The sequence below is a fragment of the Rhodococcus sp. C-2 genome (assembly GCF_027854095.1).
Lineage (GTDB): Bacteria > Actinomycetota > Actinomycetes > Mycobacteriales > Mycobacteriaceae > Rhodococcus_F > Rhodococcus_F qingshengii.
Map to the genome: position 1 here is coordinate 60,786 of NZ_JAQGFI010000013.1, position 13,873 is coordinate 74,658.

The 13,873-nt window shown below is 58.8% G+C and carries 12 protein-coding genes and 1 tRNA gene; 8 read left to right on the forward strand and 5 right to left on the reverse strand.

The features are described 5' to 3' along the window. Positions 1–78 precede the first annotated feature (78 nt). The 6 genes from PCS43_RS25605 to PCS43_RS25630 all read left to right on the forward strand — a co-directional run bounded on the left by PCS43_RS25605 (position 79) and on the right by PCS43_RS25630 (position 7,754). Entirely contained in the window at positions 79–597 is a 519-nt protein-coding gene (locus PCS43_RS25605; protein ID WP_020970247.1) for a CD225/dispanin family protein, read from the forward strand. Between the two features lie 70 nt (positions 598–667). Then, a complete protein-coding gene (gene ychF / locus PCS43_RS25610) occupies positions 668–1,747 on the forward strand; it encodes a redox-regulated ATPase YchF (RefSeq protein WP_019744568.1) in 1,080 nt (359 codons plus the stop codon). A 291-nt stretch (positions 1,748–2,038) separates the two neighbouring features. After that, complete coding sequence (locus tag PCS43_RS25615; protein WP_058226018.1) at positions 2,039–3,757, forward strand: SIR2 family protein; 1,719 nt, start codon at positions 2,039–2,041, stop codon at positions 3,755–3,757. Beyond that, positions 3,757–4,335 carry a hypothetical protein gene (locus PCS43_RS25620; protein ID WP_058226017.1) on the forward strand — a complete coding sequence of 193 codons (579 nt, stop codon included), beginning with the start codon at positions 3,757–3,759 and terminating at the stop codon, positions 4,333–4,335. Before PCS43_RS25615 ends, PCS43_RS25620 begins: the two co-directional genes overlap by 1 nt. Beyond that, positions 4,332–6,770, forward strand: a complete 2,439-nt coding sequence (locus PCS43_RS25625) for an AAA family ATPase (protein WP_058226016.1) — start codon at positions 4,332–4,334, stop codon at positions 6,768–6,770. Before PCS43_RS25620 ends, PCS43_RS25625 begins: the two co-directional genes overlap by 4 nt. Positions 6,771–7,523: 753 nt before the next feature. Further along, on the forward strand, positions 7,524–7,754 hold the full coding sequence (locus PCS43_RS25630; RefSeq protein WP_141695733.1) for a hypothetical protein: 231 nt from the start codon (positions 7,524–7,526) through the stop codon (positions 7,752–7,754). Between the two features lie 351 nt (positions 7,755–8,105). Here PCS43_RS25630 and PCS43_RS33535 read toward each other — a convergent pair whose 3' ends face one another. From PCS43_RS33535 to PCS43_RS25635, 3 genes are all read right to left on the reverse strand, one after another. Continuing rightward, positions 8,106–8,321, reverse strand: a complete 216-nt coding sequence (locus PCS43_RS33535; protein WP_058226014.1) for a KTSC domain-containing protein — start codon at positions 8,319–8,321, stop codon at positions 8,106–8,108. 163 nt (positions 8,322–8,484) lie between these two features. Then, positions 8,485–8,763: a TIGR02391 family protein gene (locus PCS43_RS33540; RefSeq protein WP_442972513.1), complete on the reverse strand. Its 279-nt coding sequence runs from the start codon at positions 8,761–8,763 to the stop codon at positions 8,485–8,487. A gap of 503 nt (positions 8,764–9,266) precedes the next feature. Beyond that, positions 9,267–10,235, reverse strand: coding sequence for a pseudouridine synthase (locus PCS43_RS25635; protein ID WP_058226013.1), 969 nt, complete (start codon positions 10,233–10,235; stop codon positions 9,267–9,269). Positions 10,236–10,423: 188 nt separating this feature from the next. Between PCS43_RS25635 and PCS43_RS25640 the strand changes: the two genes are divergently transcribed. Then, positions 10,424–10,499 (forward strand) — tRNA-His (locus PCS43_RS25640). Positions 10,500–10,795: 296 nt separating this feature from the next. Here the strand turns inward: PCS43_RS25640 and PCS43_RS25645 are convergent. Together PCS43_RS25645 and PCS43_RS25650 are read right to left on the reverse strand one after the other, a co-directional pair. After that, positions 10,796–11,860 carry a glycerophosphodiester phosphodiesterase family protein gene (locus PCS43_RS25645; RefSeq protein WP_058226012.1) on the reverse strand — a complete coding sequence of 355 codons (1,065 nt, stop codon included), beginning with the start codon at positions 11,858–11,860 and terminating at the stop codon, positions 10,796–10,798. A 95-nt stretch (positions 11,861–11,955) separates the two neighbouring features. Next, on the reverse strand, positions 11,956–12,798 hold the full coding sequence (locus PCS43_RS25650; protein WP_037126338.1) for a PE-PPE domain-containing protein: 843 nt from the start codon (positions 12,796–12,798) through the stop codon (positions 11,956–11,958). A gap of 107 nt (positions 12,799–12,905) precedes the next feature. Between PCS43_RS25650 and PCS43_RS25655 the strand changes: the two genes are divergently transcribed. Next, the gene (locus PCS43_RS25655) at positions 12,906–13,871 is read left to right on the forward strand and encodes an L-lactate dehydrogenase (protein ID WP_037132004.1); all 966 of its coding nucleotides are present in this window, start codon (positions 12,906–12,908) and stop codon (positions 13,869–13,871) included. Positions 13,872–13,873 lie beyond the last annotated feature (2 nt).

A 13,873-nucleotide genomic window follows, 5' to 3' on the forward strand; every position in this document is an offset into this window, starting at 1 on the left:
CGCTCACTGTGACACGGCAGCGGTAAGTCTCCACTAGGTTCTGCGATAGAGAACCGAATCCGACTCTTTGGGGGAATCATGACCGAACCGCAATATCCGACCGACCCGCAGGATCCGAAGGAGCAGCAGTATCCGAAGGAACAGCAGTATCCGGCGGGCCAGCAGTATTCAGCCGGTCAGCAATATTCAGCAGGCCAGGAGTATCCGACGGGCCAGCAGTACCCGACCGACCCGCAGTACTCAGCCGGACAGCAGTATCCGACCGGTCAGCAGTACAGCGCGACTCAGCAGTACAGTGCCGCTCCCACGTACGCGGCGCCTCAGTACGGTCCGCCGAAGTCCAACGCGGGATGGGCCGTCGCGTCGATCATCTTCTTCTGGCCTATCGCGTTCGCCGCGTTCAACCATCTCCACGACATCTACCCGAAGTGGGCGATGGGCGATCACCAGGGCGCGCAGTACGCGTCCGAGCGGGTGAAGAAGCTCGGGCAGATTTCGCTCCTCATAGCCGTCATCTGCTGGGTGTTGTTCATCGCGTTCTACGTCATCTTCCTGGTTGCGATCGTGTCATCCGTCGATTCGTATACCTACAACTGATCACCTGCCGCGACGTGACGGTGGGGCGAGTACCCGTCACGTCGCCGCGAGGCCGTAGAATCCACAGACCGTGAGCCTTACCCTCGGAATCGTCGGACTGCCCAACGTCGGCAAGTCCACCCTTTTCAATGCACTGACCAACAACGACGTGTTGGCAGCGAACTACCCGTTCGCGACCATCGAACCCAACGTCGGTCTGGTCGAGCTGCCCGATCCGCGGCTGCAGAAGCTCGCCGAGATCTTCGGCTCCGAGCGCATCCTCCCCGCGACCGTGTCGTTCGTCGACATTGCCGGCATCGTCAAGGGAGCGTCCGAGGGCGCAGGCCTGGGTAACAAGTTCCTGGCCAACATCCGTGAAGCGGACGCCATCTGCCAGGTAGTTCGCGTCTTCGCCGACGACGACGTCATCCACGTCGACGGCAAGGTCGACCCGGCCTCCGATATCGAGGTCATCGAGACCGAACTCGTGATCGCCGACATGCAGACCTTGGAGAAGGCTCTCCCGCGTCTGGACAAGGAAGCTCGCAAGAACAAGGAGCTCAAGCCGGCCCACGACGAGGCACTCAAGGCTCAGGCCTTCCTCAACGAGGGCACGACGCTCTTCAGCGTCAAGGACAAGCTCGACTTCTCGCTGCTGCGTGAACTGAGCCTGCTCACCACCAAGCCCTTCCTGTACGTCTTCAACGCCGACGAGTCTGTGCTCACCGACGCAGCGAAGGTTGCGGAATTGCGCGCATCCGTCGCACCGGCCGACGCTGTGTTCCTCGACGCGAAGGTCGAGCAGGAACTGCTCGAGCTGGACGAGGAAGATCGCCAGGAAATGCTCGACTCGATCGGTCAGACCGAGCCCGGCCTGCACGCGCTTGCACGCACCGGCTTCCACACCCTCGGACTGCAGACTTACCTGACGGCTGGTCCGAAGGAAGCTCGCGCCTGGACCATCCACAAGGGTGACACCGCTCCCCAGGCTGCCGGCGTCATTCACACCGACTTCGAGCGCGGCTTCATCAAGGCTGAAATCGTGTCCTTCGACGACCTCGTCGAGGCCGGTTCCATGGCCGCAGCCAAGGCTGCCGGCAAGGTCCGCATGGAGGGCAAGGAATACGTCATGGCCGACGGCGATGTGGTGGAGTTCCGCTTCAACGTCTAAATCTGAAAGCCAGCTCGATTCATTTGGGTGGCAGATCCTCCGCCAAAGTGGAAGACGCACGAATATCTCTCAGGGTCATCGTGCGTCCGGTCATTTCGCCATCAGGCGCACGGCCAAGTCCAATAGGTCACGGTTCTTGTCTAACCGGAATTGCGCTGTCGGAGGAGACAACACTCGCGCTGCCTGACAAATCGATTATGTGGTGGTGCGGGCTCATGCTCGGTACGGTAAGAGCGAATTGAATGGGTGCCCCGTAGCCCCGCCCCGAACAGATTCACAGAGGAGCATGGCGTGACCGGTGACCCGGGCAAAATGTCGATCGGTGAAGCTCTCGCTCTATTACGCAGGCAGTCACCTGGATTGCTTGAAGACCTCTCAACCGCTGACCGGGTGCTGTGGGTTGGTTCCGGTGTCTCGTATGGCCTGGTTCCGGGCTTGAAGAAGCTCCTTTGGAGTGTCCTGGATTTCCTGCAGCGTCGTATCAATGACCCCGCCGAGGGTGAAGATCATCGGCGAGCGTTGGAAGAGATTGTCGCAGAACACCTTCCACACGAGCTTGTGGCCTTCCGTGCCGACCCAGCCAATTGGGCCATTCCAGGCGACCTCGCGGCGCTCGTCAATTCCTACAGTTCGATTCTTGGAACCGAGGTCGGTCAGCACCCATCGGATTACCTCCTTTGGGAGGCTATCGATGTACGCGAAACTTACGGTGCACTGACGCTGCAGCCTGGCGCGCAACATCGATTGATCGCATACCTCTTACATGAAGGCATCATCGAAAAGATCGTCACTACAAATTGGGATGGTTTGATCGAGAAAGCTGTCGACGAGTCCAGTGGTCGAGGGCAACCCCCGTTACTTGGCGTCCTTATGACCAACGAGTCGTTTCGAACTGCTCGTGGTGCGACAATGCTCGTGAAGCAGCACGGATGTGCCGTAATGGCACGAGAAGATGTCTCATATCGAGAGTACCTGGTTTCGCAGACCAACGATATCGCTATCTGGTTGAATAGCAGCATCTACAGTCGCGTTGTCAGTGAGGTGCGGGCGGTCGCTAAGGATCGCAAGTCTCTGATGCTTGGGTTTTCGGCCCAGGACTACAACGTCCTTGTGCAGATAGCTGCTGCGAGTCAGGACATCCCGTGGACATGGGACATTTCTGCTCCTGCCTACATATTTGCTGAACCACAGGTCAATGCTAGCCAGAAAGCGCTGCTCAGTGCAGTCTATGGGGACGAATACCCGCAGAATAGGCCGGAGATCTGCGCTGCGTCGGCAGCAGGGATGTACTCAGGGCCGTTGCTTGGTGCGGGGGTGCTTCACCTCGTAATTGAGAAGTTCATGATTGGCGTTGATTATGCCCATGCCTTCGCGGTATCGGCGAAGGTGGTTGAGCAACTTAAGGTGGGGTTGACGCGACTTGAGGCTCACATCGCGGACGAGGCCGAATCCGACCTCGACCGGCTTGTCGAACTTCTCCGCTCAGGGGTGTCCGCACTGACGAGACGATACTTCCGCCCAGCGGATGGACTTATGTCCGGGGAGTATATGCCGGTCTATGGCAAGAGTCTAAAGAACGGTGCTGGGGAGGAATTTAAGAATCTCCGAATATCGGAGTTGGCCGTTGCGCTCGGATTGCTCGGGCTTGGATGTGAGCAAGGCTATTGGGCACTCACTCTGAGGACCGGTTTGGCTAGTGAAGGCGGTGTGATCGAGTTGACTCCGGCTAGGGCGACGGCCACGCCGCTAAAATTCGTGGTCACGAAGGACTGGGAGGCTACGAACTCGCTCAAAGGTACGGATCTGTGGGCTTTGGAATCGGGTGAACTGGTGGTCATTCAGGCGACAGGTGACGAGGCTCCGGCGCTGTCACGGGGTATTGGACGCGGTATCGGAAGCGGGCGCAAGGTCAAAAATGCGAGGCGTTCCGTGTGGTTGTCAGACTTGGCGAAATTCGCCGCGGATCCCATCGATTTGATGGGCGCGTTCCGTGCTGAGGTATCCGCATAATGTCGACTGCAGATAGGACGGCGACTCTGACGGCGATCGACGTCGCAATGCTCGGGGGTGGGTTCAAATCGATCGGCAGTTCTCTTGTCGTCGCAGGAGTGCCCTTCGATGTGATTGCCTCTTACGTAGGTGGGCCGGGGTCACTTGACCTCATTGTTGTTGTGGACGCGACCGAGGGGACATCCGAACAATTGCAACGCGGGTACTGGCTGGTTGAGCGTGTGGCGCGGGCGCTTGATCAAGTGGGGTCACGTCGTCCACTGACCGCGATAATCTTGCATGATCATGCTGCAGCAAGAGTGCCAACCGAAGACTTTTTGCGATTGGCTAGGGTGCTTCTGATAACGCATCCAGATCACGTGCAACGCGAACTTGCGCCGATATTACCGCTCGTCTTCGAAACTGGTTCAGAGATTGCTCACGATTCGCTTGACGAATTACTTGAACGAAACCAGTCTGGCAATGACGTAAACAAGCGTACATCTCTGATCGAGGCGGCGCAGCGGGGTGCTGAGCAAGTTGAGTCCGAGTTCCGGGAATGGTTGGATCAAGTCTTTGGCGAGGGGAGAACTCAATGACACGTCCGGCTCTCAAATCGCTTCTGATTCGCGACTTCCGGAGCATCTCGGGGGAGTGGAAAATTCCACTTGATGCGGGGATTGTTCTTGTACACGGCCCTAATGGTGCTGGAAAGACAAGTCTCTTATCAGCGCTCGAACTGGCGACCACAGGAACGATTTCCTATCTCGATCGTCTCGGCGATGACACGTATCGTAAACATCTCAACCATCGCGGATCGAAATCTGGCTTAGTCTCCATCGAGACGTTCGGGCTTGCAGAGGGTAACTTCGGCAGCGCGGTGTTGAATGCGACAGGAGTTGATTGCACACCCCTGCTTGCCGGGCAAATGGCCCAGACATTCGTAGAACGTTGCTTCTTGCCCCAAGCGACGCTCGGTCGACTCTTTGAAGTGTACGCAGCCAAGGAGAATCGCGGTGCGGTTACTCCTCTCGCGCGTTTCGTCAAGGAGATCCTTGGTCTGGACGCGATTGATGCGCTGATTGATGGATTGCAATCGACAAAACATATCGCGCGAGTTGAGAAGCTCAGCTGGAATTGGACCGCTGCTGAACGTCGACTCGAAGCCCTGAAAAAGGAGAAAGGGGCCGCAGCGACCACCCAGAATGCTGCGGCGGCACTGGTGAAAGACCTACGCGCGAAATTGACGAAAAATCTGGGGATTGACGAAGAGGAAGTCGCAGACGAGGACGTCGACCTTGCGATCAATGCGCTGATTGAGGCCGAGGCATTGCGTGCTAAGGAATCAGCTCAGTCGAGGGAGGCGCTTCTTCGTTTAGATGCCATTGAATCCACCGTCAGTCAAGAGCGCTTGCTTAGCACAGATCCGAATGATGCTCAGGACTTGTCTGAGATATCCTCGTCCGAAGCTCGCCTGGCAGAGTGGCGTTCGTCGCGCTCTGTACCGCTCGTCGAGTGGTTCGCAACCGCGACTGGCAGAGATAGCGTTAGGAATGAGCCCGAACCGTCGATGGTTCTGCGGGAATTGAGGTCAAAAGTTTCTGACCTTGATGCGGCTGCGGATGAGGCTCGGCGCCGTTTGGTCACTCTCGATGATTTCACTCAACAATTAGTGAGAACTCAAGAGTCGCTTGCAGATGCCGATCGTCGACTTTATGACCATAATTTGCGCTGGAATGAGACATCGAGCAGTTCCGCGTCAGCTGAGCTTGCTTCCTTGCTCGTTTCCATTCTTGATCACGTCGATGGCGACCGGTGTCCGGTATGCAGTCAGCATGTCGGACCCCCCGGTTCCCTTCGCGGAAGTGTGATCTCAAAGGTCGAGTCACTCAATCAGGATGCCGCCAGGCTCCTGGAAGCGGAACGCGCGAGGGCCCGATTGAATGGCGAGCGCAGTAGTATCGCGGCGCAGCTTCAAGATATCGAGACGCAAATCACACGTCTTGACCGAGCGGTTATCGAGAGCCAAATACGCGATGCAACAGCCAGGGCCGCAGTGCTCAGATCATTGGAGCCAATAGCTGAGGCAGGCCAGGTTGCGGTCGATGAGGTTGCGCGTCTGCGGGCGACCCAAGCATCATCAATCCGCAAGCGCACGCTCTTGGACGAATGTTTGGCAGAACTCATCGGGGTTGCGGACCTGCTCCGGGTCGAGTCTCCAACGGGCCTTATTACTCAAAGAATTGCGTCCCTTAAATCGGTGGCGCAGGCAGTGATAAATGAAGGCAGTGTGGCAAAGAATCGACTGTCAGATGTGAACCGTCTAAGTGAATCGTTATCTGCGGCGGTCGCAAGCCTTGAAGCCGAGAACGCAGCTGTTGCAGAGGTGGACACAGGTATTCAGGCACTCGCACGCCAATTCGGAGAAGCGAAACGAAGGAAGGAAGTCGCCTCGGATTTGCGCAAGGACGCCGAGCGTCTACGGACAGCTATTTCTAGTCGGGTATTTGGTGAACAGTTGAATGGGTTGTGGGCCAAAATCTTTAGTGCCCTTGTGCCATCCGAGCCCTTCGTTCCGCAGTTCAAGGCGATACCGGCAGGGTCCAGGCAAGACACGGTGGAAATCGAAACGATTCATCGCGATGGTCTTGAGGCGGCCAGCCCCGCGGCCATGCTAAGTCATGGAAATCTCAACACCGCGGCCCTGTCACTCTTCGTCGCCTTGCACTTCGCGGCGTCGTCTCGCCTGCCTTGGATCATATTTGACGATCCGGTTCAGTCGATGGACGAGCTTCATATCTCGAATTTCGCCTCGATGGTGAAACAGCTGACGCGCCAGAACGGTCGTCAGGTAGTAATCGCTGTTCATGAACGAGAGTTGTTCGACTACTTGTCGCTTGAATTAACGCCGGCGTCCGTGGGTGAGGAAGTCCTGACTGTTGAGCTTGAAAGAACTTACGGCAGAAGCGTCATCACATGGGATCGATTGCAGTTCAGGGAAGATACAGCATTGACCCCAATTCATGCAGCCTGAGTCGAGAAAACTGGACGGCGCGTCTAGTGCTGTCCAACTGGAACACGACTCTCCCCGGCAGTGGCCGTTTAAGGATTTGTGGTTAGTGACCGTTAGTATTCGTGCTCAAGGTCTGCGGCCGAACTGAGCCATACTTCTCTCAGTGGCGCAGACTTGATGGTTACGCTGCTTCTTCGATTCTAGTTGTGAGTGGATCGATTTCGTGGTTGACGTTGGTTAGCTACACAACGCGGTAGAGTTCCGTTTCAAAATCTTGACCCCTGTGGGAAGCAGTGAACATAGACGAGTCTCGCTCGCCTACATCTATCTCAGCACCATTTGCGCAAACGAAGCCCGTCTACGGGTCTAGAGCCATGGGGTCGACGATACCAATACGGGGCACGCGGCGATTGTCACGCGCTGAGAGTATGCCGTCGAAGTCTCCGATTGCGGTGCCCCTGCGATAGCGATCGTCGTAAAAGGCGCCTTGGTCTCCGTAATGTGGGGCGATCTAAGGTGCATCTCAAGAACCGCTGGGTCGATGGGTTCAACTTCACGCCACTCGGTGTACCAGTAGCGCTGGTATCGCGCAGGGGGAGACATCACTGACTCCTCGGGAGATTGCCAGACATCTGGAGGGGTACTGTGCTGTCCGTAGGGGTCGGTCCGAAGGCATCGAACGACAAGGACCGCGGACTCGTCGATCCGGCAATGCCGCGGCAAATCTGACCCAATTCGTGAAGATCGGATTACTGTACGGCCTGCATCTCGAACTTGAACGCACGCCAAGTGTTGCTCGGCGCTGGCACCGACGCCGAACTCAAGGGCTTCCTGACCACATCCGAGATTCAGGGCCAGGCGTCCGCCATTGAGCTGCTGACCACGGCGCGTAATGCGACCACCAGGTTGGAGACGAGTTGCTGCGCTGCAGGCTTCTTCGCGCTCAGCGATTGGGAACCCCTCGAGTTCGCCGCACTGATACCTCTGCAGAATCGGGCTTGGTAGTCCGATCGAGCGGGCACATACGCTCTGAGCGTCCCTCTGGTCATTTCGAAAGCTCTGGGTGTCCCTGTGGTCACCTCGAACCAGTCCTTAGGCAAGATTGGCGTGCTCGTCGACCTCGCGTTGTGAACGTGGCTACGGACAGGCATCTTTGAAACCCGTTGGTCGGAGACCCAGGGGACGACTTCGGCAGCAATCAGATCCGCGCACGTTGTGAGCGCCGGTCGAGACCGAGATCGACCAGTCGCTTGGCATTGTCAAGCTGGTCACTCCCGAAGCCTGACCAATTAGCACAACGCGCCCCACCTCGATATCGCAGAGATGGGACGCTTTACTGCTGTGTCGGAAGAAAACTCAGCCGATCTTCTTGTAGGGGTACTGCCTAATCCGACTATTCGTACGCGTCCAGGGGTTCGGGCCCCCGTCAGCCAGTTCGTGGTACAGGCCGATAGGTATGTTGTAGTACTCGTAGAGTCCGCCGTTAGCGAACTCGATCCGCATGGTGTTTGCGGACGCGTCGTAGCCTGCCGCACGGAGATTTGTGGAGATGGCGATCGGTATGAGGATCATTTGCTACTTTCGGGCTAGTTGAGTCGGATACGAGTCGGTCCGGAGACAAGAACGGTCGGCTTGCTCGATTGGTTCCCGGGGTAAGGCCTCCTGATCGCCAGGAAACCTCTGCCGATCCAATTCGGCTGGAGAATTCTCAATAAACTAATAGAACGACATGCCATTAATCCAAAATGGTCACCAGATCACATCCCTCGACACACCGCGCTAGAAGGCTGAGGGTGGAAAGCCTCTCGAGTGCTTCCTGTTCTGTCATTTCGGTAGTCCCGTGTGCAGCGGAATTCCGGATCGCGAGCTGCACTCCTAGTGCAAAGAGCTGTAAGTCATGAACGAAGTATGGCGGTTGTTCGACTTCCCTGGGATGAGTTCGATTATGGTGAAGTCTCCGGTCTTGAGGGCGAGTCACACTCCATTTCGGGGCATTCGTCAGACAGATGTTCACTAGGTGGAGGTGTCCGCAATACCGACACGCCTTCGGTACGCAGTAGATCCGAAACGCCCTAGATCAGGCTTACGGAGAGATCTGACGGTCTACTGGTTAAGGCACATTCCCGAGCCTTGCCGGTTTCTGTAAACGCCCTAAATTTGATTCCGCTTCAACGTGAAAGGCCCTGGTCAGCGTCCTGTTTTAGGTCGTCCATCGGCAGCAGCATCCGCCGAGACGCGGAACAGTTCGTCCGCGCCCTGCGAGTTTTGTCGTCCGCGTCGGGGACAAGGTTCGGTGCCAGGTCACGCCGGAAACAACTCTGCCGTCTGATCGACAGCGCCGATGAATGGCCGCACGTGTTCCGCGAGGAACTCAAGTAGTCCGTCTGACGCGGGGATCTCCCCAGCAGCGCTCCCGAGGTCTGCGTTGTCACCGGACGTCCACCTGCATGACTTTGCCTGGGTGCCAGGCCAGTGGCAGTCGCCAGGTGCCTGAGGGCACAGAAGGCAGACGGGCGCTCAGCAGTCAGACGCGGGCATCTCGCTGAGCGTCCGACGGGTGACGAACCGCCGCGCTCTCCCCGACAACGGGTCGGTGAATTCGAGTTCCCTCGCGAGCAATTGGAGCGGGAGGGAATGATCGTCTGGCGCGTCGGGCAGCAGGTCGGGGTATCGCCGGTCGCCCAGGATCCCGGCGCCGAGAGCTGCCAAATGCACCCGCAACTGGTGCATCCGTCCGGAGCGCGGACGTAGAACCGTGTGCAGCACAGCACGTCCGGAGGCACTCACGCCCATCCCTCGCGCCTCGATCATGGTCTCGGAGTTGGGTTCACGGCTGTCGTCGACGACGACTCGCAACTCGCCGCGTCGAGCTTCGATGTGGTTGCGGTAAACGAGAGGGACGTCGAGCGCTGGTGCATCCCGGCCCCGCCGGGTCGGTCGCGCCGACACCGCCTCGTAAACCTTCGTGACCTGACGCTTCTCGAACAGTGACTGGTACGCGCCGCGCGTCGCGGGGCGGGCCGAGAACATCACCACCCCTGCGGTGCCGCGGTCGAGTCGATGGATCGGGGTCAGATCTGGGTTGTCGAGACGAACCCGCAGGCGGATGAGCGCCGACTCACGCAGGTATCGCCCGCTCGGAGTGGTCGGGAGAAAATGTGGCTTGTCGATGACGACGAGATCGTCGTCGATGTGCAGGATCTCTTCGTGGAACGGCACCGGGTCCTCCGCCGGCAACTCGCGGTAGTACCAGACGAACCGGTGCGCACTGAGTTCTGTGCTCCGGCAGAGCGACTGGCCGTCGATACCCACGAACTCGCCGTCGTCGAACCGCCGATACAGGTTCTCGGCGTCCAGATGGTCGAACTTGGCCACGACGTACTCGGCGATCGTCGCCCACGGCCCCGAGAGCGGGATGCGTAGGCGCGTCGGGCCAACCCCGTTCTTGACGGGCAGCGGTGGAGACATGGACACGCAGGTCATCATTCCATCGACTGCTGGTCAGCGGTGATTCGGTGTGGCCTTGCCGAGGACGTCCCCGCGGGGACGCGGAAACCGAACTCACAGCGGTGGTCGGTGTAGATCGTCTACTCGAAAATCAGTAGCGCGGAAGAGATGCGGGCCCGTATGGTTCGGCAGAGAAAGATCGCAGTCGAAAAGCACTGCGGGCCATACCTTCTGTAGCTCAATTGGTGAGAGCACCCGACTGTGACTCGGGCGACGGCGGATCGTAACCGCCCAGAGGGACCAGCTCAGATACGGTTGAGGTCGGGCCTCTAGGCGCAGAGGCCGGCGGCCCTTTGCCTGCACAGTTGTCGAACGAGCCTGAGCCGGTATTCCCTGAATCGCCGGACCGCATTCCAGTCACCCGCCATTTCCGCGTCGGCAAGTAGGTATTCGCAGTTGTCCAACTGATCCTTCAAAGACATCATCAGAATTCACCTCCGATCACCCGAGCAAGTACCTGTCCAGGATGCGGCCGACGGGACCCCGGGGACATCGGCCGTAGTACCTGTTCAGGTACCTGCTTCGGTGCGCGGTGGAGGCTACTTCTTGACCGCAGGTGCAGGTAGTGGCATGCCTCGCTCGGCCAGAACGGCTCGGAGACGATCGGGGTAGTCGGTGATGATCCCGTCGACACCGAGGTCGATCAGGGCGTGCATGGTGGCGGGATCATCGACGGTCCACGGGATGACCTTCATGCCACGCGCATGTGCGCTCGCGATCATGTCGGCTGTCGGATAGAGGGTGAAACCGGGATCCTCGACCTTTCCGCCCTGCGGAGTTCCTTGGACGGGGGAGTAGGCGGAGGCACCAAAGGTTGCCACCGCAGCGATTCCGTCGCCACCGAAATCATCGATGTCCAGACCGCCGAGCCACGGTGATGCTCCGTCCTTGCCTACCTGGAGAAAGTCGCCATTGGTGAGCGCGACGACAGGCACACTCGGCGCGAGTTGACGGGTGAGCATGAGTGAGCCCCAGTCGAAGCTCTGAATGGTGACGCTGTCCAACAATCCGGCTGCCCGGATCGTGTCGAGGACAACAGAGACGAACTGCTCACGCGGGGCGGTCTCGTGAGGCGCTCCCGCTTCCACCTTGGTCTCGATATTGAGCTTGATTCCGGGTGCGTTGTACGACTTCACCAGGGCAAGCACTTCTTCGAGCGTCTGCATTTTCGCTCCCGGAACATTCTGCTGCTCAGGGTATCCGGCAAGGGGGAGAGTGCCGCAGTCCATGGTCTTGATCTGCTGCAGGCTCAGCGTGTTGACGAATTTGCCGACGTACGGGAACTCCGGGTCACCCGCAGTTGCGGGCTCGGTGTCGAGGCATTTCTTGTTCGAGATCTTGCGATCGTGCGTGACGACAGCGATCCCGTCCTCGGTGATCTGGGTATCGAGTTCCATTGTGCTGACGCCCATTTCGAGAGCATTGGAGAACGCGGCCAGGCTGCTCTCCGTGTACAGGCCGAGCCCGCCGCGGTGGGCTTGGACGTCGAACGTCGAAACCGGCTGGGGTGCTGAACTACCGAACGAACCGGACCAGTCGAGACTGCCGGTTGGCGATGCGTCGGCCGGGGTCGCCAGGGCGGTGAGGGGGAGTGCGACGGTCACGGCGGCACACGACAATATTCTGCTCAGTTGCATGAAAGGAACGTAGAGGCGTCGAATGGCTCGCCGGGGTTCGTTAGGTAAACTAACGGTAAAGGTCAGGCCGCGTGAATGCGCTGCCCGACGCCGCTCGCGTGGACCTTCATCCACGACGCCAGAAGCTCACACCCGGTCAGTCCGCTCTCGTCGAGAGGTTCGATCGCGTAGCTGATGTGTCTACCGCCGCGAGGGTTCTTGAGCTGAAATCGGTTCAGGTTCAACTTCGTCGGCAGGTAACCAAGTACTTCGAGGAACGCGGTGCGAATACGTCGTAGATCGGTACGCCACTGTTTCGGACTGAAACGAGTCTTCTGCGCATTCTGGAAAGCATTGCTACGAAGTAGTTCCCAAACCTTTCCTGCCCACACGCGTGCCTGCGAGAAGGACATCCAGCGCGTCAAGTCTGCGATGTCGCGAATGTAGCTGTCGTCGCTGGCATTACAGATCATGTCCTGCGGGTGCCCGATCCACTTGACCGGAATCCACGGCTGGATCTCGGGTCCGTCGCCGGCAACTCCGTGTCCCTCACAACCTTCGATCACGCCTGCCGGTTGTTGAGGATCGGAGATCAGTCCGACTCCGATGATGTTGGCGCGGTTCAGCGTCGGAAGAGCCGAGCGGATCACGGTGCATCCCTGTGAGTATCCGATCAGCATGACCGGGCCGTCTGTCTGTGCGATTTCGGCGGTGAGGGCCTTCACACCCATCGCGGTGCTGTGCCGAAAGCTCAGGCCACCGTCGGCGACCGGACCGTACGATGCGGGATAAGCGACCCAGCGAGAATCGAATCGACTGTCGAGTTCGTCTGTGACGGCACTGAGGAGTCCGCGCACACGGGCGCCGTGGTCGCCGACGTGGGATTCGCCGGTGCCGCCAACTGCAAGAACGGTTACCTCAGCCATGTCAGCGATCATCCACGTCGATTCTGAGAGGTCTGCATCCAAACCCTGAGAAGAGACTGGCAATCCGTTGTACTGCGAAATCGTTATCGAGCGAGCACCATTTACCCATGACGACGCCGAATCGTTCATCCAGACGAAAAGTGTCCGTTGTCGGTGCGGGAAGCGTCGGCACCGCAATTGCGTATGCGTGCCTGATACGCGGATCGGCCGACGCGCTCGCCCTCTACGACACCAACAGCGCAAAGGTCCGGGCCGAAGTTCTCGATCTCAACCACGGCACCCAGTTCACACCGCCGTGCACTGTCGACGGAGGCGATGACATCTCGGTCACCGCGGGATCCGACTTGGTCGTCGTCACCGCGGGCGCCAAACAGCATCCCGGTCAGTCGCGGCTCGAACTTGCCGCGGTGAACGTCAAGATCGCGCAGACACTGACCGAACAACTGTTGGCGGTGTCACCGGACGCGGTCCTTCTCTTCGTCACCAACCCGGTCGACGTGGCGACCTACGCAGCTATCCAGGCTGCGGGACCGTCGTACCGCGGCCGAATTTTCGGATCTGGGACCGTGCTGGACACGGCCCGATTGCGATTCCTGCTGGCTACCGAACTCGGAGTCGCGGTGGAGAACGTTCATGCCTTCATCGTGGGCGAGCACGGGGATTCCGAGATTCCGCTCTGGTCGAGCGCAACCATCGGCGGAGTGCCCGCAACCTCGTTCGTGGGACCGTCGGGTGGCGTCCTCGGCCCCGACCTACGCGCGAAAGTAGCGAAGTCTGTAGTCGAGAGTGCTTACGAGATCATCGAGGGTAAGGGTGCGACCAACCTCGCCATCGGATTGTCGAGCGCATTCATCGCGGAAGTCGTGTTGCGGGACGAACAACGGGTTCTGCCGGTGTCGACTTTGCAGAGCGGCGTCCACGGACTCGAGCACGTTTGCCTGTCCCTTCCCACGATGGTTGGTCGTGCTGGTGCCGGCCGAGTCCTCGAAGTACCGCTATCGGAAAGAGAGGCTTCGGGGCTCCGATCTTCTGCCCGGACATTGCGAGAGGTGCAGGAATCTCTGGGATTGTGAAT